At 56.1% G+C, this 25,971-nt stretch carries 21 protein-coding genes; all 21 read left to right on the top strand.

The window, feature by feature from the left end; genetic code table 11:
- The first annotated feature begins 32 nt into the window (after nt 1-32).
- Complete coding sequence (gene atpA, locus LKE88_RS11195) at nt 33-1,916, top strand: F0F1 ATP synthase subunit alpha (RefSeq protein WP_105326948.1); 1,884 nt, start codon at nt 33-35, stop codon at nt 1,914-1,916.
- Nucleotides 1,913-2,830: an ATP synthase F1 subunit gamma gene (gene atpG / locus LKE88_RS11200; RefSeq protein ID WP_276803597.1), complete on the top strand. Its 918-nt coding sequence runs from the start codon at nt 1,913-1,915 to the stop codon at nt 2,828-2,830. The genes atpA and atpG overlap by 4 nt, the downstream gene beginning before the upstream one ends.
- Before the next feature lie 49 nt (nt 2,831-2,879).
- Complete coding sequence (gene atpD, locus LKE88_RS11205) at nt 2,880-4,319, top strand: F0F1 ATP synthase subunit beta (RefSeq protein WP_255419938.1); 1,440 nt, start codon at nt 2,880-2,882, stop codon at nt 4,317-4,319.
- A 1-nt stretch (nt 4,320) separates the two neighbouring features.
- Nucleotides 4,321-4,761 carry an ATP synthase F1 subunit epsilon gene (gene atpC, locus LKE88_RS11210; RefSeq protein WP_105326951.1) on the top strand — a complete coding sequence of 147 codons (441 nt, stop codon included), beginning with the start codon at nt 4,321-4,323 and terminating at the stop codon, nt 4,759-4,761.
- A gap of 56 nt (nt 4,762-4,817) precedes the next feature.
- On the top strand, nt 4,818-5,009 hold the full coding sequence (locus LKE88_RS11215) for a hypothetical protein (protein WP_105326952.1): 192 nt from the start codon (nt 4,818-4,820) through the stop codon (nt 5,007-5,009).
- Between the two features lie 235 nt (nt 5,010-5,244).
- Nucleotides 5,245-5,616 carry a hypothetical protein gene (locus LKE88_RS11220; RefSeq protein WP_146109058.1) on the top strand — a complete coding sequence of 124 codons (372 nt, stop codon included), beginning with the start codon at nt 5,245-5,247 and terminating at the stop codon, nt 5,614-5,616.
- 38 nt (nt 5,617-5,654) lie between these two features.
- On the top strand, nt 5,655-6,914 hold the full coding sequence (gene murA, locus LKE88_RS11225; protein WP_105327436.1) for a UDP-N-acetylglucosamine 1-carboxyvinyltransferase: 1,260 nt from the start codon (nt 5,655-5,657) through the stop codon (nt 6,912-6,914).
- Nucleotides 6,915-6,962: 48 nt separating this feature from the next.
- The gene (locus LKE88_RS11230; protein ID WP_233547557.1) at nt 6,963-7,952 is read left to right on the top strand and encodes a rod shape-determining protein; all 990 of its coding nucleotides are present in this window, start codon (nt 6,963-6,965) and stop codon (nt 7,950-7,952) included.
- 57 nt (nt 7,953-8,009) lie between these two features.
- Nucleotides 8,010-9,440, top strand: coding sequence for a phosphodiester glycosidase family protein (locus tag LKE88_RS11235; protein ID WP_231086079.1), 1,431 nt, complete (start codon nt 8,010-8,012; stop codon nt 9,438-9,440).
- Nucleotides 9,441-9,509: 69 nt separating this feature from the next.
- Nucleotides 9,510-9,815, top strand: a complete 306-nt coding sequence (locus tag LKE88_RS11240) for a hypothetical protein (protein WP_105326955.1) — start codon at nt 9,510-9,512, stop codon at nt 9,813-9,815.
- Nucleotides 9,816-9,871: 56 nt separating this feature from the next.
- Nucleotides 9,872-11,620 carry a SpoIVB peptidase S55 domain-containing protein gene (locus LKE88_RS11245; RefSeq protein WP_118286882.1) on the top strand — a complete coding sequence of 583 codons (1,749 nt, stop codon included), beginning with the start codon at nt 9,872-9,874 and terminating at the stop codon, nt 11,618-11,620.
- A 227-nt stretch (nt 11,621-11,847) separates the two neighbouring features.
- Nucleotides 11,848-12,630, top strand: a complete 783-nt coding sequence (locus LKE88_RS11250) for an MlaE family ABC transporter permease (protein WP_105326957.1) — start codon at nt 11,848-11,850, stop codon at nt 12,628-12,630.
- A 1-nt stretch (nt 12,631) separates the two neighbouring features.
- Nucleotides 12,632-13,396: an ABC transporter ATP-binding protein gene (locus LKE88_RS11255; RefSeq protein ID WP_105326958.1), complete on the top strand. Its 765-nt coding sequence runs from the start codon at nt 12,632-12,634 to the stop codon at nt 13,394-13,396.
- Nucleotides 13,393-14,649 carry an MlaD family protein gene (locus tag LKE88_RS11260; RefSeq protein WP_231086074.1) on the top strand — a complete coding sequence of 419 codons (1,257 nt, stop codon included), beginning with the start codon at nt 13,393-13,395 and terminating at the stop codon, nt 14,647-14,649. The genes LKE88_RS11255 and LKE88_RS11260 overlap by 4 nt, the downstream gene beginning before the upstream one ends.
- Before the next feature lie 86 nt (nt 14,650-14,735).
- Nucleotides 14,736-16,040 carry a TolC family protein gene (locus tag LKE88_RS11265; RefSeq protein ID WP_231086073.1) on the top strand — a complete coding sequence of 435 codons (1,305 nt, stop codon included), beginning with the start codon at nt 14,736-14,738 and terminating at the stop codon, nt 16,038-16,040.
- A gap of 185 nt (nt 16,041-16,225) precedes the next feature.
- Nucleotides 16,226-20,557, top strand: a complete 4,332-nt coding sequence (locus LKE88_RS11270; RefSeq protein ID WP_105326960.1) for a translocation/assembly module TamB domain-containing protein — start codon at nt 16,226-16,228, stop codon at nt 20,555-20,557.
- Nucleotides 20,558-20,730: 173 nt separating this feature from the next.
- Nucleotides 20,731-22,965, top strand: coding sequence for a BamA/OMP85 family outer membrane protein (locus LKE88_RS11275; RefSeq protein WP_105326961.1), 2,235 nt, complete (start codon nt 20,731-20,733; stop codon nt 22,963-22,965).
- Nucleotides 22,966-23,000: 35 nt separating this feature from the next.
- A complete protein-coding gene (locus LKE88_RS11280; protein ID WP_276803603.1) occupies nt 23,001-23,474 on the top strand; it encodes an OmpH/Skp family outer membrane protein in 474 nt (157 codons plus the stop codon).
- Nucleotides 23,475-23,503: 29 nt separating this feature from the next.
- Nucleotides 23,504-24,436 carry an outer membrane chaperone Skp gene (locus tag LKE88_RS11285; RefSeq protein ID WP_118286883.1) on the top strand — a complete coding sequence of 311 codons (933 nt, stop codon included), beginning with the start codon at nt 23,504-23,506 and terminating at the stop codon, nt 24,434-24,436.
- A gap of 15 nt (nt 24,437-24,451) precedes the next feature.
- Nucleotides 24,452-24,856, top strand: coding sequence for an OmpH/Skp family outer membrane protein (locus tag LKE88_RS11290; RefSeq protein ID WP_105326964.1), 405 nt, complete (start codon nt 24,452-24,454; stop codon nt 24,854-24,856).
- A gap of 68 nt (nt 24,857-24,924) precedes the next feature.
- The gene (gene lpxD / locus LKE88_RS11295) at nt 24,925-25,950 is read left to right on the top strand and encodes a UDP-3-O-(3-hydroxymyristoyl)glucosamine N-acyltransferase (protein ID WP_105326965.1); all 1,026 of its coding nucleotides are present in this window, start codon (nt 24,925-24,927) and stop codon (nt 25,948-25,950) included.
- Nucleotides 25,951-25,971: the final 21 nt, after the last annotated feature.

Genomic DNA, 25,971 nt, shown 5'->3' on the forward strand with positions numbered 1-25,971 from the left:
TGTAAAAAGGAACTGTGGAGGCAGTAAAACCTATGAACAGTGAAAATAAGGCAGCTCTGTGGAAACAGATCCTGGATCGCGTGACCCTCACTGACGATGACAAGGCTCTGTTTGAGAGGCAATCCATCCTGCCGCTCACAGTCAGTACGGCACAGCCTTTGTCGGCTGAGGAAGTGAAGCTGCTCCAAAGCCTGCTGGCCGAGAAGTTTGGCAAGCCGGTGATTTTGGACAGCCAAAAGGTGGATCCCAAGCTGGTAGGTGGTGTGCTGGTGCAGTATGGCGACCATATTTTTGACGCCAGCATGAAGCGGCAGCTGGAAAAGATGGACAACATCATGAAGGCCATCCACCTGAGCAACCAGGATTTGGATGCGTCCCAAAGCATAACGGATTCCCTGGCCAAAGGGGTCCAAGAGTATCAAGATAAGGTTGACCTGGAAGAAATTGGCGTGGTCGAAAAGGTGGGCGACGGTATTTGTACCGCCAGCGGCCTGGGCGGCGCCATGAGCGGCGAATTGGTAGCCCTCCGGGACGGCGTTTACGGCATGGTCCAGAACCTGCGGGAAAAAGAAGTAGGTATCGTGCTTTTGGGCGGCGCCGATAAGATTAAAGAAGGCGACATTGTGCGCCGGACCGGCGAAGTTATGGAAATCCCTGTGGGTTCCGAAATGCTGGGCCGGATCATTGACCCGCTGGGCCAGCCCCTGGACGGCAAGGGTGCCATCAAAACCACCGCGTTCCATGCCATTGAATCTCCCGCTCCGGGCATTGCCGCCCGGCAGCCTGTAGACGTACCGCTGCAGACCGGCCTCAAGGCCGTGGATGCCCTGGTACCTATTGGCCGGGGGCAGAGAGAACTGATTATCGGGGACAGAGGTACCGGCAAGACGGCCATCGCCATCGATACCATCCTGAACCAGAAGGATCAGAACGTTATCTGCATTTATGTGGCCATTGGCCAGAAAGCATCTTCTGTGGCCCGGCTGGCCCATACCTTTGAAAAGTACGGGGCTGCCGGCTACACCCTGATTGTGGCGGCTACCGCTGCTGATACGGCACCTATGCAGTATCTGGCACCCTATGCCGGTGCCGCAGTAGGGGAATATTTCATGGACCAGGGCAAGGATGTGCTGATTGTCTATGATGACCTGAGCAAGCACGCAGTGGCCTACCGTGCCATGAGTCTGCTGCTGCGCCGTCCCCCCGGACGTGAAGCCTACCCTGGCGATGTATTCTACCTGCACTCCCGGCTTTTGGAACGGGCCTGCCGGAGAAATGCCCGCCACGGCGGCGGCTCCATGACGGCTCTGCCCATTATTGAGACCCAGGCCGGGGACGTCAGCGGATATATTCCCACCAACGTAATTTCCATTACCGACGGCCAGATTTATCTGGAAACCGACCTGTTCAACTCCGGTGTCCGTCCGGCTATCAACGCCGGCCTGTCCGTATCCCGGGTAGGCGGCGCAGCCCAGACCAAAGCCATGAAATCCGTGGCCGGTACCCTGCGGCTGGCTCTGGCCCAGTATCGGGAACTGGCCGCTTTTGCCCAGTTCGGTTCCGATTTGGACAAAGCCACCAAGGCCCAGTTGGACAGAGGCGCCCGGGTAACGGAAATGCTCAAGCAGGGCCAGTACCATCCCATGAGCATGGCCCAGCAGGTTATTTCCCTGTATGCCGTAAACAACGGCTTCCTGGACGAAGTGCCTCTGGAAGATGTGACCCGGTATGAACATGAAATGCTGACCTATATGGAAAGCCATTGCGCCATTATCCTGACCCGGCTGACCAAGGAACAGAAAATGGCCGATGACCTGAAGCAGCAGCTGGAAGAAGCCCTGGACGAATTCGGCAAGCTGTTTGCACCTTCCAATCCGGACGCTGTACCCAGCGCTGCTGCCCCTGAAAGAGGGTGAGCCCAGTGGCAAACACCAGCGGCATTAGAGCCCATATGAAAACCGTGGGCAGTATCAGCAAGATTACCGGCGCCATGCAGATGGTGGCGTCGGCCCGGATGCACCAGGCCCAGCAGCGGGCCAATGCCAGCCTGCCGTACGCAGATAAGCTGCGCGGCCTGCTGCAGCTGGCCCTTAGTGACCCGTCCGTGATGGCGCACCTGGACTATTCCCAGAACCCGCTTTTGGAAAAACGTCCGGTGTACAAAACGGCCTACATCATTATGGGGTCCGACAAGGGCCTGGCCGGTCCATTTAACAACAACATCGTCAAGTTTACCGGCGTAGAGCTCCGGGGCAAGGAAGATTCCCCCCTGCTTACCGTGGGCAAGCAGATGCAGATTGGCCTGAACCATTGGGGCTACAGCATCGCCAAAAGCTGGAACGGTTTCTCCGAAAAGCCCACCTTTGAGGCGGCGGAAGAAATCGCCGACTACGCGGAGGCCATGTTTACCCATGGGGAAGTGGATGAGGTGAACATCATCTACACCTACTTCAAATCCGCCATGGTGCAGCTGCCCCGGACCATTCCTCTCCTGCCCCTGCAGCCCAAGGCTGGGGACAAGGCAGAAGAGGATGCCGTAAAAGTATGGGATACCCAGGACCAGAGCGATTTTACCACCCTGCTCTTTGAGCCGGAACCGGCACAAATGCTGTCCTACCTGGCCCATTACTATATGCGCAGCCAGATCTTTACGGCACTGATCCAAAGCTCCGCCTGTGAGCTGGCCGCCCGGATGACGGCCATGACCACCGCAACGGACAACGCAGAAACCCTGTTGGGCAAGCTGCAGGTCTACTACCAGAAGGTCAGACAGGCCAGCATTACCACCGAAATCAACGAAATTGTCGGTGGTGCAGAAGCTTTGAAATAAGGGAGGCACCATCGTGTCTGAAAAAAATAAGAATGCAATTGACGCGGCAGTGGCCAAACTTTCCGCCAAGACCAGAGGTCATGTGGGGAAAGTGGTCCAGGTCATGGGTCCTGTAGTGGATATCCGTTTCCCGGACAAGGAACTGCCTGCCATCTATAATGCCATCACCATTGATGCCCAGGCGTCTAAAGACGTCCATGTCAAGCTCACCGCAGAAGTGGTGCAGCATATTGGCAACGATGTGGTCCGTGCCGTAGCCATGAGCTCTACCGACGGCCTGACCCGGAACATGGATGCCCTGGATACCGGCAAGCCCATTACCGTTCCTGTAGGCAAGGGCTGCCTGGGCCGGGTTTTCAACGTGCTGGGGGAAACCGTGGACGACGATCCCACCCCGGTGGACGCTGCCGACTACTGGCCCATTCACCGGCCGGCTCCCAGTCTGGCTGACCAGGCTACAGAAACGAAAATCATGGAAACCGGCATCAAGGTCGTGGACCTGATTGCCCCCTATTCCCTGGGCGGCAAGATTGGTCTGTTCGGCGGCGCCGGCGTAGGCAAGACCGTGCTGATTATGGAACTGATCCATAACATCGCCACTAACCACGGGGGTTTTTCCGTGTTCTCCGGCGTAGGGGAACGTACCCGGGAAGGCAACGACCTGTGGGGCGAAATGAAGGAATCCGGGGTTATCGACAAGACGGCCCTGGTGTACGGCCAGATGAACGAACCCCCGGGAGCCCGTATGAGAGTAGGGCTGACGGGACTGACCATGGCCGAATATTTCCGGGATGTAGGCGGCCAGGATGTGCTGCTGTTCATCGACAATATTTTCCGGTTTATCCAGGCCGGTTCTGAAGTATCCGCCCTGCTGGGACGTATGCCTTCTGCTGTAGGCTATCAGCCCACCCTGGCCAACGAAATCGGCGGCCTGGAAGAGCGGATTACCTCCACCCGCACCGGTTCCATTACCTCCGTGCAGGCCGTTTACGTACCTGCCGATGACCTGACGGACCCGGCGCCGGCAGCAACCTTTGCCCACTTGGATGCAACTACGGTACTGTCCCGTGAAATCGTGGAATTGGGCATTTACCCGGCCGTGGATCCTTTGGCTTCCACCAGCCGGATTTTGGACCCCCTGGTGATTGGCCAGGAGCACTACCAGGTAGCCCGGGGCGTGCAGAAAATCCTCCAGCGCTACAAGGAGCTCCAGGATATCATCGCCATTCTGGGTATGGAAGAACTGAACGAGGCTGATAAGCTCACCGTGTCCCGGGCCAGAAAGGTCCAGCGGTTCCTGAGCCAGCCCTTCTTCGTGGCAGAACAGTTTACCGGCCAGCCCGGCAAGTACGTTTCCTTACAGGATACCATCAAAGGTTTTAAGGAAATCCTGGAAGGCAAGCATGACGACCTGCCGGAAAGCGCTTTCTACATGGTAGGCAGCATTGACGAGGCTGTGGCCAAGGGCAAGAAAATGAAGGGCGAATGATATGGCCAAGTTAATGAAATTGGAAGTCCTGACTCCGGATAAATTATTGGTCCGTAGAGAGGATATTTCCTATGTGTTGTTGAATACAGTCAACGGCGGCATCGGCGTTTTGGCCAACCATGGTCCGCTGATTGCCGTTTTGGGAGAGGGGACGCTGAAACTCCAGGACGCCCACAGCCAGGTGATCCTGGTGTACGTGGAAGGTGGTTTCGCCGAGGTCAAGGATAACGTGGTTACCATCCTGACGCCTCGGGCCCAGTATGCGGAAAACATCGATGTGGCCCATTATCAGGCGGTCCAGGCAGAAGCCCAGGCCCGTTTGGACCACCCGGATGCCCTGACCGATATTGAACAGACGGAAAAAATCTTGCGGCGGGCTGAGGCCCGGCTGAAGACGGCTTCTCTCATTGGCAAAGTGAAGCCCTATCCCATTAGCGAGTAACACAGATGTAAGCTCATTTGCAGACGGATGCGGCAGGCAGGAGAGGGGGAGCCGCCATGGACTTCATCAGTAAAATGGCTGCCAGTAAAATGGGGCAGCTGCGGTTGGAATTGGTTGAACTCAATGAAAGATTGGCTGCAGCCAGTACGGACGAGCAGAAAAAGAAACTACGCAAGACCATTCAGGAAAAAGAAGTGTATTACAATATTTTGGCTGACCGCCTGCGGATGCATACATCACGTTTTTAAAACGGGAGCTGTGGAACAAAAGGCTTTTCCTTTTGTCCACGGCTCTTGTTTTTTTAGGGTGTTCCTGCCATTTGTTTCCGCAAACAGGTACAGGTATGGTATAATATTTTAGTTACAAAATTAGCGAGCGAAAAGTGGCCAGCAGTACCGTAGACATTCGAGGTGGGAGGTGCCGTACGGATTGCACAATTTTATCATTTTATTGATTACTGTCCTGCTCACGTGGTTTGTTTATGTGGATAGCCACAGACTGCCCATGAAGCACCGGAACTTTTGGATTATCGGCACCTTTTTAATGGCGCCGTTGGTATTTTTGGTGTATTTGATCCGCCGGGCACAGGTGAAGCATCATCAGGCCCTGTCCAAGCGGCAGCAGCGGGAAGCTGCGGCCCGGGAACGGTCCCGGCAGAGAAAGCAGCGGGCGGACCAGGCCCGGGCTTTGTGGAAGGAAAGACACCGTCAGCAGCTGGAAGCGCATCCTGAACTGGAAGCCCAGCGGAAGGCGGAGACTTATAAAGAACAGCATGAAATGCGATTACGCCTGGATGAACAATTGAGCACGCAGCAAGCGCGGCATGCCAAACAGATGGGCCTCAATAGCAAGTGATTTCAAGTAAGAGATGTAAGAAAGGTGTGGAACAAGGCGTGGAGAAATTGGTTGTAAGAGGTGGGCATCGTTTAGAGGGAACGGTGCGGGTCAGCGGGGCAAAAAATGCCGTGCTGCCGATTATTGCGGCATCAGTTTTGGGTACGGAAGGAAGTACCATTTTGGAAGTGCCGGAACTGGAAGACGTAGCCACCATTTGTAAAGTATTGGAATGTCTGGGTATGAAGGTTACCCATCCCCAGCCTCATGCACTAAAGATTGACAGCCGGACGATTACCAGCTGGGAAGCTCCCTATGAACTGGTAAGCACCATGCGGGCCTCCTTCCTGGTGATGGGTTCCCTGCTGGCCCGGGTAGGCCGGGCAAAGATTTCCCAGCCCGGGGGCTGTGCCATTGGCACCCGTCCCATTGACATCCATCTGAAGGGCTTTGAAGCCCTAGGTGCAAAAATTGAGCAGGGCCATGGCTATATTGAAGCTACGGCGCCCAACGGTCTGGTGGGCACCACCATTTATCTGGATTTTCCCAGCGTAGGCGCTACGGAAAACCTGATGATGGCGGCTTCCATGGCCAAAGGCACCACCATCATTGAAAACGCTGCCCAGGAACCGGAAATCGTGGACCTGGCCAACTACATCAATGTGATGGGGGGCAAGGTCCGGGGAGCCGGTACCACTGCCATCCGCATTGACGGGGTGGAAAGCATGAAGGGCGGGGAACACACGGTAATTCCCGACCGGATTGAAGCAGGTACCTTTATGGTGGCCGGCGCCATGACCCAAGGGGATATCAAGGTAGAAAATGTTCTGTGTGAACATCTGAAGCCCCTGATTGCCAAACTCCGGGAAGCAGGAGCCATTGTAGAAGAAGGCATCAACGATGTCCATGTGGTGGGCCCTAAGGAATTGCAGCCCATCACCATCAAAACCCTGCCCTATCCGGGCTTTCCTACGGATATGCAGGCTCAGGTAATGGCCATGATGTGCATTGCCAAGGGCCAGAGCTCCGTTCTGGAAACAGTATTTGAAAATCGCTTCATGCACGTAGATGAACTGCTGCGCATGGGTGCCAATATCAAAACCAGCGGCGGCCGGGCTGCCCTGGTAGAAGGCGTTCCCAAGCTGTATGGCTGCCAGGTGCGGGCTACCGACCTGCGGGCCGGGGCTGCCATGGTGCTGGCCGGACTGGTGGCCGATGGAGTCACCGAAGTGACGGATATCCATCACATTGACCGGGGCTACGAAAACCTGGTAGAAAAGCTGACCAAGCTGGGAGCCGATATCAAGCGGACAAAGTAAGGTGGAAGTATGAGAAAACGGATGGAGAGAAGTTTCTTTTCCCGTCTTTTGCATCAGACAGACGTGGGGATTGATCTGGGGACCTACCATATCCGGGTATACATGAAAAACCGGGGCATTGTCCTAAGGGAACCCTCCGTGGTTGCCTTTGATGACAGGCAGGGAAAAGCCGTGGCCATTGGGGCCAAGGCAGCCGCTATGGCTGACAAGGACTCTCCCCATATCCGGGTAATCCGGCCCTTGGTAAACGGGGTCATTGCCGAGTTTGACGGGGCCCAGGCTCTTTTGGAGGCGGCCCTGACCCGGGTGGTGGGACGGAATTTGTTCTTCAAGCCCCGGGTAATGCTGTGCGTGCCTACGGACGCCACCGGCGTGGAACGCCGGGCGGTCACGGAGGCTGCCATGCAGGCCGGTGCGTCCAAGGCCTATCTGCTGGAGGAGCCGTTAGCGGCGGCTCTGGGGGCGGGCCTTGCGGTACAGAAACCCCTGGGCTGCCTGGTGGTGACCCTTGGGGCGGAAACCACGGAAGCTGCGGTGCTCAGTATGGGGCAGCTGGTCAGCTCCGCTTCCCTGCGGCTGGGAGGGCAGGCCTTTAACCAAAGCCTGTCCCGATATATGAAAAACCACCTGAATATCCAGGTGGAGGATGCTTTGACGGAAGAAATCAAATTGGAAATTGGCACGGTGAATCCGGCTGCGGCCCGGGGCAATCTCATTGTCAAAGGCCGGGACATGATTACCGGCCTTCCCACCAGCCTGCGGCTGGACTCCCGGGATACGGCCCGGGGCATGCAGGAAGCCCTGGAAATGGTGCTGTCCTGTATCCATCGGGCGCTGGAAAAAATCCCGCCAGAACTGGCGGCGGATGTTCTGGCCCAGGGTATGGTCCTTACCGGCGGAGGCGCCCAGCTGGACGGCCTGGCACAGGTGCTGGGCGAGCAGCTGCGGATGCCCGTCCGGGTGACAGAACGGCCGGAGGACTGTGTGGCCATTGGAACAGGCCGGGCTTTGGACGAAGGACTTACCTTTCAGGAATAATGAAAACAATTTTGGGGTGCTGCTGCGGCAGCACCTTTTGTCTTAGGAGGCATACAAGTGAAGAAACGGTACACCAAATGGATGGGGCGGCTGCTTTTGGCCGGCCTTCTGCTGGGTGCGCCCTTGGGCGCCCAGGCAGCGGATATTGAGGCCATGCGGGGCGGGGTTACCCCCAAGCGGGCCCGAATCGTGCTGAGCCTGGACAAAACGGTAAAATACACGGCCCGCACCTCGGGCCGGCAGCTGATTATAGATTTCAAGGGGGATACAGAGCGGACCCAGATGGTACGGCTCCGGGATCCCCGGGTGAAACGGGCCACGCTTTCCCCCAAGGGAAAGGATAGCCAGCTGGTCATTGAGTTCCGGCAGCCGGTACCGGAGTATAAGATTTTTGCTTTAGGACGGCCCAAACGACTGGTGATTGATTTTCCCCGGGCTCCCGGGGACGAGAACCCTGCTGCGGCCAACTGGTCCAGCTCTTCCCAGTGGCTGGGCAAGGGCCTGACCTACAAGCAGAGCACCGTAAATCTGGGAGCGGGGAATGTGCGTACCTATGTACTGACCATGACGCCTAACAGCGAATTTAAGCTGGACTTTATTCCGGGCTACGGAAAAACCATCCAAAAGGGTACCCTGTCCATGATTGCCCGCCGTTCCGGGGCAGTAAGCCTGGTGAACGCCTCCTATTTTGACAGTGATATCTGGGTGGTGGGAAACCTGAAAATCCAGAACAAATGGTTGGCTTCGGAAACTACGCCTAGAACGGGTCTGGTGATTGACGCCAAGGGACAGCCTTCCATTGAAACGGGACTGGCCTACCAGGGTGTGGTGAAGGACCAGGAAGGGAACAGTATGCCCATCAGTGCGGTGAACCGGATGCGGCTGTCCAATGAACTGATTTTGTTTAACGATGGCTACGATACGGCCACGGATACCAATTCCTACGGTACCGAGGTGCAGCTCAACGGCAACAGCCGGGTAACGGCCATCAGCTCCCGGGGGGATATGCCGCTTACTGCCGGCTACAGCGTCCTGTCCGGAAACGGCCAGGGGGCCCGGTTCCTTAACGGTCTGCGCCGAGGGGAGCAGCTTACCGTAACCCAAAGCCTGGGGAACGCCCGGGCAGATGAAGCCCCTTCGGTGGGCTCTGCAGGGCCGCTTTTGGTGTGGGACGGGCTGGTGGAAGTAACCGCTGCCCAGGAGGAGATTGCCCCCGATATTGCCCAAGGACGGGCGCCCCGGACGGGCGTGGGCATCAAAAAGGACGGCACGGTGCTGGTAGTGGTGGCGGACGGCCGTTCCGACGTCAGCGCCGGCATGAGCCTGACGGAATTTGCCCGCTATTTTGTGAGCCTGGGGGCCGACCGGGCCATGAATTTTGACGGCGGCGGCTCCAGTGAAATGGTGGTCAATGGCAAGGTGATGAATGATCCTTCCGATGGGGAAGAACGGCCGGTTCGGGTGGCGTTGGGCTTCTTCCGGAAGTGACACTTCTTGCATAAGAATGGCCATTCGGTATATAATACTGGTACACTATAGAGAAACGAGGTGCTGATCATGTTGAATAAATTCATGAAAAGCAAGAAGATATGGGCGGCAGCCTTGATGATCGCCCTCCTGGCCTTTGGCATTGCCCAGGCCGCCGGCGGACGGCCCCAGAAAAGCAGCCTGTCCGGTCAGGTGGTGAGTACGGTGAACGTAGGCGCCCAGGTAACGGAAGGGGCGGTACTGGTTACCGTAAAGACTTTGGCAGGGACGGCACCCGCCGCCAGAGCCAATTGCAGCGGAAAGGTTGTTTCGGTAAGTGTAGCCCCCGGCGGACAAGTTTCGGCGGACCAAGTGGTTGCTGAAATCGAACCGTAAGACTTAGCGAAAAAGACCGACGCTTCGGCGCCGGTCTTTACCTGTATGGAGGGCATATGCACGTTTTGAACTGGAAGCGCATCTTGATTCTGACCCTGACAGGGGTTTTTGCTTTGGCGTCCCTGGTGTGGGCTGCCATTCCTACCATTGCGGTGGAAGAATTGAAACCCGGCATGACGGGCTACGGCAAAACCGTCATTGAAGGTGCCAAAATCGAAACCTTCGATGTGGAGGTGCTGGGGGTCACCGGTACGGAAACCGGCGGCTATAATATCCTGATCAAGGCCTCCGGGCCCCTGCTGCAAAAAAGCGGCGGCATTGCCCAGGGCATGAGCGGCAGTCCGGTGTACATCAACGGACGGCTGGCGGGCGCTGTGGCCTACGGCCAGGCCTTTTCCGACCCCAATTATTGTTTTCTTACCCCCATTGACGAAATGCTCCAGCTGTTTGCCCAGCCGGACCCCCGGCCTTCTGTGTTCCAGTCCGGCCAGCCCAGCCTGGCCAAGGGCACGCCGCTTATGGTCAGCGGCTTTACCACGGACGGGGTCAGCTACCTGAACGAACGGCTGAAGCCTTTTGGGCTGACTTCCTACGCCGTGCCTGCGGGAAATGCGGACCTGGACCAGGTAAAACTGGAGCCGGGCAGTTCCGTGGGGGTCTCCCTGGTACGGGGGGATATGGTGATCGGCGCCATCGGCACGGTAACCTGGACCGACGATGAGGGCCGGGTACTGGCCTTTGGGCACCCCTTCCTGCAGCATGGGGCTTCCGACTATTTTATGACCAATGCCTGGATTTTTGCTTCCGTGCCCAATATCCAGAGTGCCTTTAAGGTGGGCACCCTGGGCAAGACCCTGGGCCGGATCAGCCAGGACCGGTTGGTGGGTGTAGCGGGCCTAGAGGGGCAGAACGCCAACATCATTCCCATGTATGTTTCCGTAACCGACAAGGACCGGGGCGTGCACAAAAGCACCAATGTCCAGCTGGTAACCGATGAGGATCTGGTGCCCTCCCTGGTGGACGGGGTTACCTACAATACGGTGAGCCTGGCCAAGGACAGAAAGGGCGGCGGCACCTCCCGAATCCGCTTTACCATTACGGCCCAGGACGACCAGGACAATCCCATCCAGCTGCGCCGGGAAAATATGTTCTACAGTGCTTCCGATATTGGCAAGCTGACGGATTCCGAGCTGAACATCGCCACCGATATGCTGATGAACAACCGGTTCAACAAGGTGACCATCCAAGATGTCAACGTGGATGTGGAAACCACGGCCAGCTGCGAAGTGGCAGAGCTGGTAGGCGCTTCCATCCCTATGAAGCCAGTGGCTCCCGGAGACGTACTGCCTATTTCCGTAACCTTTAAACCCTACCGGGCAGAAGAAATTACTCGGACCATCAACTTCAAGGTGCCGGATAAGCAGCCCAGCGGGCCCATGACCCTGATTGTCCGCAGCGGCAATGCCACCAGCTGGGTGACCCGGGCCATTTCCAGCCAGCAGAAGAAAAATAACAATGACGGAGATCAGCTGGTGACCGAGGATAATCCCATGACCCAGCAGCCTCAGCGGAAACTGAAGGACTTTATTGATGAATTCAATACCATGGATGCCAACAACGAAGTAATTGTGGACCTGATGCCCAGCTATGGCCCTTCCAGCCGGAAGAACCAGCAGCAGGAAATGGGGCTGACCAGTTCCTCCCTCAGCGGCATTCTGCGGGGCAGCAAGTACAAGCAGAAATTCCCCATGGACTTTATCATCAGTGGGGAAGCCACTATTACGGCCCGGGTAAAGGGCAAATAACAAAACCGCAGCGGCGGATATTTCCTGTCCCTGGATGGGAGAATCCGCCCTGTTTTTGGCCAAGAACTGACTGTACAGTCAGCTCTTGAAGGGGGAAAATCCCTGCTGTGGTGCGGCTGAGAAGCCGTACAGAAAAAAACTTGTTTCTGTTTTCCTTTTTTGCCCTGAATGGGTTATAATATTCTGTATATCAATTGACAAGCTGTAACAGTGTTAAGGAGAATTTTATGGGGATACAACAACTTTGCCGCTGGGTGGGCCGGAAAATGCTGGATCTGTGTGCCCGCACCGGCCGCGTAGTGAATTTGTTTCTGGAGACCTGCGCCCTGGTGCGCCAGGCGGACCCCAAGGAAGTGGTGCGCCAAATGGGCAAACTGGGGGCGGACTCCCTGCCCATTGTGGGGATGACCATTTTGTGTACGGGCATGGTCATGTCGGTTCAGACAGCCAAGGAATTTGTCCGCTTTGGGGCGGCTGACTCCGTAGGCGGCATTGTGGCCATTGCCATGGGCCGGGAACTGGCCCCCATCCTGACCGGGGTGGTAGTGGCTGGCCGGATCGGCGCTGCCATTGCCGCTGAAATCGGCACCATGAAGGTGACCGAGCAGATTGATGCCCTGCGGGTGATGGCCGTAAGTCCGGTCCAGTATCTGGTGGCCCCCCGTTTTATTGCCATTATCCTGATGATGCCCATCCTGGTGGTCTATTCCAACCTGGTAGGGGATTTCGGGGGCTGGTTTGTGGCAGAAAATTATGCGGACATCAGCACCCAGATGTTCCTGGATTCCATCCAGGGCTTCATTGAGCCCTGGGATATTATCGGCGGGCTGATCAAGAGCACCTTTTTTGGTGCCATCATTGCCATCATCGGCTGCCACAAGGGCCTGACGGCCAAGCAGGGCGCCGAAGGCGTAGGGCTTGCTACCACGGCTTCCGTGGTGCTGTCCATTATCCTGATTTTTATCTGCAATTATTTCCTGTCCGTGATTTTGTACGTAAACGGAGGCTGACATGGAACAACCCATCATAGAATTTCAACAAGTGGATATGGCCTTTGGGCCTAAGGTGGTGCTGGACAAAGTCAGCTTTTCCGTGAAAAAGGGCGAAACCCTGGCGGTGATCGGCCCCAGCGGCACCGGCAAAAGTACGGTGCTGAAGCTGCTGATTGGCCTTTTGAAACCCCAGGGGGGGCACGTGGTAATCCAGGGCAAGAACGTGGAAAACTACGACGAGAAGCAGTGGAATGCCCTGCGCCAGCATATGGGCATGGTCTTCCAGTATTCGGCCCTGTTCGACTTTTTGGACGTCAGCGAAAACGTAGCCTTTGGCCTGCGGCAGCACACCAAGCTGAAGGAAGACGCCATTCAGCAGCGGGTCAGTGCCCTTTTGGCCGCAGTGGGTCTTAGCGGCAACGAACATGTGTACCCGGCAGCCCTGTCCGGGGGGATGCAGAAGCGGGTGGGGCTGGCCAGGGCGCTGGCCCTGCAGCCGGATATCATTCTCTATGATGAGCCAACAGCGGGACTGGACCCCATTATGGCCACCAACATCAGCCAGTTGATTTTGGAAGCCAAAAAGCGGCTGGGGATTACCTCCCTTTTGGTTACCCACGACATGGCTTCCGCCTTCTTGTGTGCGGACCGGGTGCTGATGCTCAGCGAAGGCCACATTGTATTTTCCGGTACGGTGTCCGAGGCCAAGCGGACCCAGCAGCCGCTAGTGCGGGCATTTATCCGCAGCGATATTTATGAAGATACCGGTGAAGGGAGCAAATGATGAAAACAGATGAGGTAAAAGTCGGAGCCGTCACCCTGGGCGGCCTGGTGATCCTGGCGCTGATGCTGACCTTTTTGGGAGTATTCAGCTTTGCCGGCAAAACGTATAAACTGAATGTAATTTTTGACGATGTGAATGGCCTGAAGGCAGGCAACGAAGTCCGGTTCGCCGGGGTGCCCGTGGGCAAGGTGGAAGACATTGTGGTGGACGGCTCCAAGGTCAAGGTGGTCATGAAGCTGGACGAGAAGCAGAAAATCCCCCGCAATTCCCAGTTCAGCATCGGCATGGACGGGGTTATGGGCACCAAATTTGTAACCATTGCACCCCCGCAAATCGCTACCGGGCTGAGCTTTAAGGCGGGCGAAACCATTACCGGCCAGCAGTCCAGCGGTATCAGCAAGATGATGGATACCTCCGGCAAGGTGCTGGATAAGCTGGAAGTGGTGGTGGATGCCTTCAGCAACGTGTTTGGGGACAAGGACGTGCAGAAATCCATGCGCCAGGGCTTTGTCCAGACCGGGGAAGTGGCCAAGAACCTGAACGACTTCACCCGTTCCCTGGCTGAAATGTCCCAGCAGAACCAGGGAGATATCCACACCATGGTTACCCAGATGCGGGATATGTCCGTGCATATGAACAGCATTATGACCCAGGCGGATGCCAATGGGGCCACCGGCCAAAACGTGGCCGTTATGGCCGCCAATATGGCCGATGCCAGCCGGAAAATCAAACAGACGGCAGAATCCTTGAACAGTGTGGTTTCCGACCCGGAGATGAAGAAAGAGCTCCAGGAAACGGTCCATCACGCCAAGGCCACCTCGGAAAAGGCGGATAAGATTCTGGGCATGGTTTCCGATGCCCAGCTCCAGGCCGATGTCCTGTACGGGGACAAAAAAGGTAAATGGCGCACGGATATGGGCGCCAAACTGCCCCTCAACAAGGATGACTTTGTCTACCTGGGAGTTTCCGATATCGGGGACCGGGACCGCTTGGATTTCCATTACAATAAACGGCTGAACAAATTTATGCTGGGCCGGGCCGGAGTTATAGAAGGGGACTTTGGTGTGGGCATGGATTGGAACCTGAGCCCCAAATTTAAATTGTTCACAGATTTTTACGATTTTGACGATGCCAAACTGAAAGTCGGCGCAGAATGGGCCTTCAGCCCCAATTTATCCCTCTTGGGCGAGAGTCTGGATGTGCTGGACAACGGTTCTGAGACCGCTTATGTGGGCCTTCGGGCACATTTCTAAGCAGATTCTCAATTGACTTTAAAAATCTTACTGTTTATAATAAATAAGGCTGACTAAGTAGTCAGGAAAAACAGGAGGGCATAAACGTGAAGCACTTGCATACAAAGAAATTATTACTGAGTGTGGCTATTATGAGCGCGCTTACTCTACATACTGCGGGCGCAGCGGCTCCGGAGACCGTCAATCTGGATCTGGGCAAAACCGTGCGCATGGCACTGGAAAACAATTCCGATGTGAAGATTTCCGCTGCCGAACTGGATGCGGCCAAGGCCCAGAAGGACCAGGCAGAAGGGGCTCGCTGGGGCACTGTTTCCTTTAACCATTACAGCGGCCGGGGCGGTCAATACCAGACCACTACCGGGCGGCCTCATTTCGCCAATTCCCATACCAACGAAGTGAGCATTTCCGTGCCTATTTATTCCGGTGGTTCCCTGGAAGGCGCCATTGACCAGTCCAAGGAAAACCTGAAATACTACCAATACGGCATGGACAGTTCCTACCAGACCACCCGCTACAACGCATCGAAGGACTACTACGATGTACTCCAGGCCGCCAATACGGTAACCCTGGACAAGGAAACCGTGGACCGGCTCAGCGAGCATTTGAAGAACACCCAGGCCCAATACGCTGTAGGCGTGGTGGCCAAGGCTGACGTACTCCGTTCCCAGGTGGAACTGGTGGACGCCCAGCAGACCCTGACCCAATCCCAGAACAGCTATGAAGTGGCGGTTTCCACCTTGAACAACGAAATTGGCCTGCCCACAGCTACCCGGCTGAACCTGAGCCAGGGCCTGGAATACAAACCCAATGACTATAACCTGGACAACTGCGTAACCTACGCCATGGCCAACCGTCCGGAAATCCACCAGGCAGAAGCTTCCGTGAAAATGGCAGAAGCTGCCGAAAAGATTGCCAACGCTGGCAACCTGCCGAAACTGACCCTGGGGGCTTCCAACGAATGGAGCGATGATAATTTCCCCGGCAGCCACAAGAACAACTGGGCCGTAGGCGCTACGGTGAGCATGAACATCTGGGACTACGGCGTAACCGCCGCCAAGGTACGGGAAGCCAAGGCCAACATCATCAAGGCCCAGGAAAGCTACCGGCAGATTACCGATAATGTGCGCCTGGCCGTACGGACCAGCTACCTGAGCATGCGGGAAGCCGAAAAACGGATCAAGACCACGGAAGTGGCCGTTGCCCAGGCAGAAGAAGATTACCGTATTGCCCAGCTGCGGTACCAGGCCGGTGTGGGGACCAACACGGACGTAATGGATGCTTCCGTTTCCCTGACCACCGCCAAAAACAACTATATCCAGGCTTTGTATGACTACAACACCAATACGGCTCTCCTGGAGCAGTCCATGGGTGTTCCTGTCGAAAACCAATAATCACTTCTGCGCTCTGGACCCTGCGGTCCCAGTGCTGCCGCAGTGGTTTCAGCCTGACTAACGGAATAATATACCACCTGCATGAGCCACAAATTTGTGGACTTTTGCAGGTGGTGTTTTTATTTTCTGGCGGAGTCTGTTATACTTATAGGGTAAACAATGTCTGATTTTTCAGGAGGATGCAGATGCGGGCCAAGAAAACAAAATGGCTGCTCGTCTGTGCTGTGATCCTGCTTGGCGTATATCTGTTTCTGTGGAAACTGATCCTTCCCGCAGGACTGAACCGGGCAATCCCGTTTGTGGAGCAGACTGCTGCCGAATATATCAACGGACAATTGCAAATGAGCACGGTGGAAGTCAGTCCGGACCTGGCCTTTACCGTTAAAGATGTGGAACTGCGTACCACCCAGGGGGACCTGGTGGCCCAGATTCCGGCTCTGAAGCTGGAGCTGAATCCCTTTAAGCTGCTGGGAGGCAGCGGGGCCGTGGGAACCATTACCCATATTACCCTGGAACGGCCCCGGCTGCTCCTGGTCCAAAACGACCAGGAAGAATGGAACGTGGCAGGCTTATTAAAGCCCAGCCAGTCTTCCAGTACGGACTTTAAGGGCAAGGTAGCCATCCGGGATGGGGAACTTTCCGTGCAGATGCCCTATGGACAGTGGACCATGGGCGTGGAGGGCGAAGTGGACCCGGCCCGGAATCCGGTGTTTGGTATTCAGATGGCCCTTACCAAGGAGGACCAGACCATCCAGGTCACCGGCACCATCGATACGGACCGGCACGGCCAGATTACCATGGAAACAGGTCTGCTGCGGCTGGATGATTTCCGCAGCCTGGCGGCTCACCTGCTGCCCCTTACCGGGCTGAAAGGCCAGGTAACGGATACGTCCATTACCTGGACGGGCACTGAGGACGGCAATCATTTGTCCGGGAAGAGTACCCTGGGACAGGTGCAGGCTACCTATACCTATAACGATATCCCCCTGGACCTGACGGCCAGCGGCGATGTAGCTTTTGAAGACCTGAAGCTGACAGCCTCCGACCTGGATGCCACGGTAAACGGCCAGAAAGCCCATCTCCAGGGTTCTGTGGACCTGTCGGATATGGATAATCCCAAGGCCCAGCGCCTGACCGTGCAGGTAAGGCAATTGGATCTGTCCGCCCTGCCGGTGGAAGTGCCGGCCCAGGGCCTTGTAAATGCGGAGATTACCCTGAACGGGGACAAGGATAACCTGCTGGGAGACGGGGTGCTTACCAGTGACGCCCTGACCGTACAGGGCTATACCCTGACCCAGCTCCGGTTGCCCCTGTCCATTCAGGGCCAGAGAATAGAAGTAAACGGTGCGTCCGCAGAAGTGGGCGGCGGCAGGGCGGTGATTCATGCGTCCTACGACTGGAAGGAGCAGAGCGGCATTGGTTCCTTTGAAGCCCAGCAGATTGACCTCAGCAGTTTTGTGCCCCGGGCTGGAAGCCTGGGCCTGAACGGTACCCTGTACGCCCAGGGCAGCTACAACGACGGCACCCTGAAGCTGGAGACCGTAAGCAGTGACCTGGCCCTCCAGTGGAACGAGCTTTCCCTGAACCAGCTGGCGGTGGATGCCCTGATTACCGGCAGCGATGTTGCGGTAACCCGGCTGTCCGGCTATACGGCTGAAGGGGGCGCCCTGGCAGGTACCGGTTCCTATATAGGCGAGGCTCTGAAAGCGGATTTGTACCTTACGGATATTCCTATTACCCCGCTGCTGCGGCTGGCGGGCCAGGAAGGCAGCGGCAAGCTGTCCACCCACCTGACGGCTTCCGGCACTGCGGCCAACCCCTCGGTATTTGGCGCCTTCTCTTTGAAGGACGCAGAACTTATGGGCCTGAAAATCCAGGAAGTCCATGGGGCCCTGAACTGGGCGGACCAGAAATTGTCCTTCCATAAGGTGGAAGCTCTCATGGACCAGGGTACCCATGTGCTGGACGGTTCCCTGGACCTGAAACCGGAAGATCCGGTAGTGGATGCCACCTTGACTACCACCGGCATTCGGCTGGAACCCCTGGCGGCCCTGGCCAAAGCGCCCATTGCCATTACCGGCAACCTGACCAATACCATTACCGTCCAGGGACCCTTGTCCAACCCCAAATTCCACGGCCATGTCCATGCCTACGACGGGTCTGTGAACAAGTTCCTGGTGGATGAAGTGGACGGGGACTATACCTACGACGGCGTGGTCCTGAACTTGCAGAACTTTAAGCTCCAGGCGCTGTCCTGTACTGCTGCCTTTGCAGGGACCGTGACTCGGGACGGGGTGCTGAATCTGGGCCTGGATGCCCGGAACCTCAATCTCCTGCGGCTGCCCTGGTTTAAGGACGAGGTGAGCCTGTCAGGCCTGGTGAACTTCAGCGGCAGCATTACCGGCCGCTACACCAATCCCCAGTTCCAGGGGGTTCTCACCTCTAACTCGGTTTTCATCAATAACGTGGAATTTACCGGCCTTGCCCTGTCCTTCCAAAGCCAGGGCGGCCATGTGAATTCCCTGCAAGGTACCTTCCAGCAAAAGACCGGCGGGGACTATTCCCTGAAGGCCTATTTCGATTTTGACCAGCGGCTGATCCAGTGGACGGCAGATGTGGAGCGGGGCAATGTGCGGAGCCTGCTGCAAATGGGCGGCCTGAATCTGGACATTGACGGCTACCTGTCCGGCCGGATTGAACTGAATCCCAAAGGCCGGGGTACCGGCATGACCATCAAGGGCAAGGTGGAAGACGGCAAGGTCCGGGGCGTACCCTTTAGCGCTGCGGACTTTGATATCTACACCCTCCACGGCAACTGGCAGATTCGCAAGCTTCAGGCCACAGAAGCCCAGGGCGGCATTCTGGCGGCCCAGGGCAATGTGGACCTGCGCAAGAAGACCGTTGACCTGGAACTGGCCACCAACGCCGCCAGCGCCAAATTGTTAACGGTGGCCTTTGCCAATAATCCCCCGGACGTTACCGGCAAAATGAACATCGCCGCCCAGGTAAAGGGCCCGCTGGATAACCCCAAGGGCAACTTCTCCCTGGAACTGGACGGAGGCAGCGTCAACGGCGTGGCCTTTGACAGCCTGTACGGCATGGTTACCCTCCGGGACCAGATGTTCAGCCTGGAACAGTTCCTGATTCAGCGGGATGTGTACAAGGTCAGTGCCTACGGTACCTTCCCCATGGACCTTTTGCGGGCCCCGAAGGACCGGAAGAACCCCCATGCCCAGATGAATCTGGATGTCCATTTGGATAACGGCAACCTGGCCATCCTGCCCACCCTGACCAAATACGTGGATTGGGCGGAAGGCCCTACCAGCGGCAACGTGGCCATTACCGGCACCTTGGAAAACTATGCGGTAAATGGCTCCATCGATATGGATAATGGCACGGTGAAGCTGAAACGCATCAACAGCACCCTGGACAATATGAAATTCCATGCCCAGTTTGCCGGCAACACCATTACCCTGAAGGAATTTTCTACCACCGTGGGCAAGAACGGCAGCATTACCGCGTCCGGCTCCTACCAGCTCCACGATACCTCCGGCAAGCCCTATCAGCTGACGGCTGTGGTCAAGGACGTAGAGCCCGACTCCTCCCTGATTCGGGGGAAAATCAACGGGAACCTGACCGTGGAGCAAAAGAACGCCATGCCCTTTGTGACCGCGGACTTCAAGCTGGAGGAAATCTACCTGGGCATCAGCTCCATTCCGGACCTGTCCGGCGGCGGCTCCAACCTGGGCCTGGATGTGACCGTGGATCTGGGGGACGACCTGCACCTGTACAACGCTTCCTTCTTTGATATCCATGCCAGAGGCAAGATCCACGCCACCGGCACCACGGAAAATCCCTATATGAATGGCAGCAGCATCACGGTGAACAAGGGCAGCACCCTGAAATACCTGGGAACGCCCTTTAGAATCGGCTTTGGGCAGTTGACCTGGCCCATGCCCGGCACCTTTATCCCGGTATTGGATCTCACTGCCTTTACCCGGCTTGGCCAGTACAACATCTTGGCCAAGGCCAGCGGCCCCCTGAGCCTGGATGACCTGCAAATTCATCTGTCCAGTGACCCGCCCCAGAACGAGGATACCCTGAAGCGTTTCCTGACCCTGAAGACGGATAACGCGGACCTGACCAACGCAGATGTCCAGAGCCTGGTAGATGCGGGCTTGCAGCTCACCTATCTGGCCGACGTGGAAGACGCCATTAAGGACGCTTTGGGCCTGGATGAACTGCGGATTTACAGCGGCAACCTTCAGACCGGCATCGGCTTCAGCCTGGATGCCCAGCGGGCCAATGAAACCAACCTCCAGGACCGCCGGGAGTACAACGTGCTGGTAAGCAAGTACTTCGGTAACAAACTGAAGGTGGGCTACACCACCCGGTTTGACGGGGAAGAATACAATACCTTTGCGGAATACTACATTGCCAAGAAGGTAAACCTGAGCTTCTCGGTGAACCAGGATCAGGAACATTGGTATGGCGTACAGTACCATACCCGGTTCTAAAGCCCGGTGTCACACTCAAAAAAAGAAAAATTTACAAAATAGTCCCGGAGAAAACAGCGAGTTCTGTTCTCCGGGACTGGAAATATCTACCGATAAAATGTATAATTAACTGGATATGTAACCTGGGCGTATGGTAGCTATAGATTGCCAAGCACCTATTTAGGGGGTAAGTTATGAAGAATCATGTTAACTGGCGGCAGTTGTCCATTGCAGTTCTGGCTTCACTGGCACTGACCACACCAGCATATGCTGCACAGGAGTCCCATGGCTCCGTCATCGATCTGACCGGCCATAAGACCGTAACCAAAACTGACCAGGAAGTGGGAAAAATTGAAATCGGCACGGCCGAGGAAACTCAGTCCCAACAGCCGGACGCTGGGCAGCAGGCACAGAATTCGCAATCCCAAACGGGCACAACCGATACCCAAAAGGCTGCGGACGAAGATGCACCCCGTTACCGGGAAGTACGCCGCAATGGCGTAACCTACATTGAAAAAGTAGGCAAGGAAAAACTGGAAAAGGAACGGCAGCAGCAGGAAGCGGACCAGGAGCAGGAACAGGCCCGGGCCACCCAGCAAAAGGAAATTGAGGAAGCCCAGAACAAGCAGCTTCCCGGCCGCAGCATCCTGCAGCAGTCCGTATTGTCCGACTACGACATCAACAGCCAGGAAAGCCGCTATGATGCCCTGGCCAAAGCCTCCGACCCGTACGTGGGCCAAACGGTGACCAAGGTAACCTTTACTGGCAACACCCACGAGGACGCTTCCAAGCTCACCGATGTGCTGAAAATGCCCGCCGGCACCAAGTTTACCAAGGAAGCCCTCCAGGACGATGTCCGGGCCATTTACGAAACCGGCTGGTTCTATGATGTGAAGCCGGTGTTCACCAAAGTGCCGGAAGGGGTACAGATTGCGTACCAGGTCCAGGAAAATCCTGTGCTTCAGGACCTGGAAATTGAAGGCAATACAAAAATCTCCACGGGAGATATCAAAAAGGCTCTGAACCTGCCCATCGGCCAGGTATTAAACTCCCGGGACGTAAGTATTGGCGCCCGGAAGGTGGAAAGCCTCTACAGCGAACAGGGCTACATTCTGGCCAAGGTCAGCGATGTGCGGATGCTGGATAACGGCACTCTGATTGTGCAGGTCAGCGAAGGCGTTATTGAAGACTACCGGGTGAAGGGCAACACCAAGACCAAGGATTACGTCATCATCCGGGAAATGCGCATGAAGAAGGGTGAACCCTTCAATGCCAAACTGGCGCGCCGGAGCATGCAGAAGATCTACAACCTGGGCTACTTTGAAGACGTGAACATCCGCCTGAACCCGGGCCAGATGCCCAACACCGTATCCGTGGAAATCTCTGTGGTGGAGACCAGCACCGGTACCTTCGGCATCGGCGCCGGCTACAGTGATGCCGACGGCTTCCTGGGCATGGTCAGCATCGGCGACAAGAACTTCCTGGGCATCGGCGACAGCGTCAACGCCCGTTGGGAATTCGGCGGCGACTCCGAAACCAAGTCCAACTTCGAAGTTTCCTACGTGAAACCCTGGATCGACGACAAGGAAACCACCGCTGGCCTGACGTTCTACAACATGACCAACGAATACATCGATTACAACCGGGACGGCAACGAAATCGCCCGTTACTACAAGAAACGCATTGGCGAAGAATTGTTCTTCAGCCGGGTAACCGATAACGAATTCATCACCAACATGATCACCCTGAAAAACCGGGACGACAAGTACAAGGGCCCGGTGGATGGGTATGACAACCACCAGTACTTCGAAGGCATCGATGATGGCGTAAGCCAGGGCGAATCCGTAGCTGAAGCCAGAAGAAAACGGAACTTCGGCAGCACCCGGAGCATTACCCTGTCCCGGATTCTGGATACCCGTGACAACATCTACGATCCCAGAGAAGGCAAGCGTACGTCCTACTCTGTGGAAGTGGCCAACTTCGGCGGAGACTTCAACTTTGAGAAGTACCAGGCCGACTACCGCTACTACTACCGGATGGGCAAGGATTACGTCTGGGCCCTGAACCTGGGCGCCGGCTACGCCAACGGGGATATGCCCCTGTCCCAGCGCTTTGCGGTGGGCGGCAGCGATATCCTGCGCGGCTACAAGGATGACCAGTTCAAGGGCAACAGCATGCTGAAGGGCTCCCTGGAATTCCGGTATCCCATCATCAAGAAGGTACAGGGCGTGTTCTTCACGGATACGGCGTATGCCTGGAGCAAGGATTACGATGAAACTGATTTCGACCTGAGCGATATGAAGCACTCCATTGGTTTGGGCCTGCGGATCAACTCCCCGTTAGGACCCATCAAACTGGACTACGGCTATCGTTTGGATGGAGATAATAGAGGCGGCCGCTTCCACTTCAGCTTTGGCGGTACGTTCTAACAAATTTGCAGCAATAAGGAAGCAGGGATAGGAAAATGATGGAATTGGCCAATAAGAAAACCGTGAAATTGATTTCACTGGTAATTGCAGCCATTATGGTTGTCGGTGTATTTGTCCTGGCCGTACAGGGTCACCTGGGCGGGGACACGGGCACCTTGAACTCCGCCATTGGCAAGATCAACTACAACCAGGTGATGTCCGCCGTACCCGGCATTGATGATGCCCAGCGGCAGATGCAGCAGGCAATGCAGGACAGCCAAAAGGAGTTTCAGGAAAAGAGTAAGGATATGAGTGATGCCGACAAGCAGAAACTCCAGCAGGAAACCCAGGAAAAGCTCCAAGCCAAGGAGAAGGAACTGGTAGAACCTCTGAAAAAGAAAGCGAATGATGCCATCCTGGCTGTAGGCAAGACCAAAGGCCTGACCGTCATCGTCAACGAAGGCGCAGTGGTGTACGGCGGCGTAGATGTTACCGCCGATGTACAGGCTGAGCTGAAAAAGGGTAAATAATCCCACCCCGAAGATAGGAGGAATGTCTCATGCGCCGGCTGATCGGTCTATTGCTGACAGGGCTTCTGCTTTTGGGCGGCTGTGGCTTTTCCCAGGCAAAACTGCCCTGGGAGCAGGAAAAACCCCGCTTTGCGGTGGTGGACTGGGATAAACTGGTCCAGCAGCATCCCAAGTACAAAGAATGGAAGCATCAGCAGGAAACGCTGGAGACAGCCAAATGGCTGCGGCAGCGGCAGATGGAAAATGGCCGCCAGCAGCTGGAACTCCTGGGGAAAATGAAGAACATCAAGAATCTGGGAGCCGACCAGTTCAAGCGGGCCCAGATTTCTGCCAAAATGGCGGAAAAGCAGTCCCAGGAAAACGACCTGCTCCGAAAAAAGCGGGAAGCCCTGGAGACGGAGGCAGAAGCCCAGGTAAAGCAGGACCGGGAGGCTGTGGAAGAAAAATACCGCATTCCCCTGTTCAACCTGCGACTGAAGCTGGGCAGCATCAAGATGACCGAGGAAGCCCAGAAGGCGGTCCTCCAGGAACAGGATGAACTGCTGGCCAAACGCCAGAAGGATCTGGACGAAGTGAATGCCAAGAAGGAAGCCTGGCTGCAGCAGAAGCTGGGGGCGGACATTGCCGCTTCCCAGGCCCGGCTTCAGGCTTACGCCAAAGAGCTGGCGGACCAGGTAATCCAGGAACAAACCGGTTTCAAACTGGGACCCAAGGGCCTTGCGGCCTCTCCTGGGAAAGAGCAGCTGGACAAGCTGCTGGCCTCCATGGACAAACAGATCCAAAAGCAGAAAAGCGATGAACAGGCACTCAAGGACGATATCGACAGCGACATCCTCAGCGCCATCAAGAAAATCAACCTGACCCGGAAATACACGCTGATTTTCCGGAACCCTCGGGCCAATATCAGCGCCGATGATATTACCGACCAGGTCAGCAGTGAAGTACAAAAAATAGTTCAGTAAGAGGGATGGAAAAATATGAAAAAAATCTTTGTTCTGTGTATGCTCGTTATGGCACTCTTTTCTTTCGGCTGCGGCCGGAACGCCCAATTTGGCGTGGTGGATATGAACAAGGTCCAGCAGGAAAGCCAGGTATTCAAGGATGCAACGGCTGATCTCCAGTCCAAAGGCAAAGCCATGGAAGATGAGCTGAACCAGGAAACCGCCGGCAAGAGCCAGGAAGAAGTCCAGAAGATTGTTCAAGACAAGAGCGCCAAGATGCAGGCTCTTCAGGCAGATGCCCAGAACAAGGTTAAGAGCAGCTTTGACGCCGCTGCTGCAACGGTTGCCAAAGAAAAGAACCTGAGCGCCATTCTGGTTAAGGAAGCCGTGCCTCAGGGCGGGGTGGACGTTACCGACGACATCATCAAAGCCATGAAATAATGCTTTTGTAAGGGCGGACCTGGGTTCGCCCTTTTTCCCGTACCATCACAAAACGAAAGGAAATTGATATGGAAAAAACTTTACAGGAATTGGCTGACGCACTGGAGGGGAAAATTCTGCAGGGAGACCCGCAGCTGGTGATTCAGGGAGTCAATGGGCTGGAAGAAGCCCAGGCCAACCAGATTTCTTTCGCTGTTCCGCCGTATTTGGAAGTAGCAGGCAAATCCCATGCAGGGGCCATTATGATCCCCGCAGGAGCCCAATTTGAAGGTTCTCAGGCCATTATCGCCGTGGAGAATCCCCGGGCCTGCTTTGCCCGGCTGCTGGCCCTGTTCCGGCCCCCTGAAGAAGTGAAGGGCGGCATCAGCCAATACGCCTTCATCCATCCTTCTGCCCGGGTGGGCAAGAATGTGGCCGTACTGCCCTTTGCCTACGTGGCTGAGGATGCGGAAATCGGCGACAACACGGTCATCTACCCCCATGTATACGTAGGGCGGCACGTGAAAATCGGCAGTGACTGCACCCTGTATTCCAACGTTACCGTCCGGGAAAACTGCGTGCTGGGGAATCGGGTAATCCTTCAGGCAGGTGCTGTTATCGGCGGGGACGGCTTCGGCTACATTACCGCTGACGGCAAGCACACCAAGGTCCTCCAAACCGGCAACGTAGTGGTAGGAGACGACGTGGAAATCGGCTGCAACACCTGTATTGACCGGGCTACCGTGGACAGCACGGTCATTGGCAAGGGAACCAAAATCGACAACCTGGTCCATGTGGGCCACAACGATATTATCGGTGAAAACTGTATCCTGGTAGCCCATGTGGGGATTTCCGGCAGCGTCACCGTAGGCAACAACACCACCTTCGGGGGGCAGGCCGCTACCGCCGGCCATTTGAAGATTGGCAGCAACTGCACCTTTGCCGGCCGCACCGGGATTATTTCCGATGTGCCTGACAACGTGATTTGGGCAGGCTTCCCGGCCCAGCCCCACGTGGAATGGCTGCGGGAACAGGCCCAGGTCCGGAAGCTGGGCGACCTGATGAAAAAGGTCCGCCGGCTGGAAAAGACCGTGAAGGAACTGGAAAAGAAATAACGGAAACTGTGATAGGAGGCA

Source organism: Acidaminococcus hominis (genome assembly GCF_022484025.1).
Taxonomy (GTDB): Bacteria; Bacillota; Negativicutes; order Acidaminococcales; family Acidaminococcaceae; genus Acidaminococcus; species Acidaminococcus hominis.

Bases quoted from the DNA above. Each gene is read 5' to 3' on its own strand.
- LKE88_RS11215 (WP_105326952.1), top strand. From the start codon at position 4,818: ATGGACTTCATCAGTAAAATGGCTGCCAGTAAAATGGGGCAGCTGCGG.
- LKE88_RS11245 (WP_118286882.1), top strand. From the start codon at position 9,872: ATGCACGTTTTGAACTGGAAGCGCATCTTGATTCTGACCCTGACAGGG.
- LKE88_RS11240 (WP_105326955.1), top strand. From the start codon at position 9,510: ATGTTGAATAAATTCATGAAAAGCAAGAAGATATGGGCGGCAGCCTTG.
- LKE88_RS11280 (WP_276803603.1), top strand. From the start codon at position 23,001: ATGATGGAATTGGCCAATAAGAAAACCGTGAAATTGATTTCACTGGTA.
- LKE88_RS11260 (WP_231086074.1), top strand. From the start codon at position 13,393: ATGATGAAAACAGATGAGGTAAAAGTCGGAGCCGTCACCCTGGGCGGC.
- LKE88_RS11285 (WP_118286883.1), top strand. From the start codon at position 23,504: ATGCGCCGGCTGATCGGTCTATTGCTGACAGGGCTTCTGCTTTTGGGC.
- atpA (WP_105326948.1), top strand. From the start codon at position 33: ATGAACAGTGAAAATAAGGCAGCTCTGTGGAAACAGATCCTGGATCGC.
- lpxD (WP_105326965.1), top strand. From the start codon at position 24,925: ATGGAAAAAACTTTACAGGAATTGGCTGACGCACTGGAGGGGAAAATT.
- LKE88_RS11255 (WP_105326958.1), top strand. From the start codon at position 12,632: ATGGAACAACCCATCATAGAATTTCAACAAGTGGATATGGCCTTTGGG.
- LKE88_RS11270 (WP_105326960.1), top strand. From the start codon at position 16,226: ATGCGGGCCAAGAAAACAAAATGGCTGCTCGTCTGTGCTGTGATCCTG.
- atpC (WP_105326951.1), top strand. From the start codon at position 4,321: ATGGCCAAGTTAATGAAATTGGAAGTCCTGACTCCGGATAAATTATTG.
- LKE88_RS11290 (WP_105326964.1), top strand. From the start codon at position 24,452: ATGAAAAAAATCTTTGTTCTGTGTATGCTCGTTATGGCACTCTTTTCT.
- LKE88_RS11250 (WP_105326957.1), top strand. From the start codon at position 11,848: ATGGGGATACAACAACTTTGCCGCTGGGTGGGCCGGAAAATGCTGGAT.
- LKE88_RS11275 (WP_105326961.1), top strand. From the start codon at position 20,731: ATGAAGAATCATGTTAACTGGCGGCAGTTGTCCATTGCAGTTCTGGCT.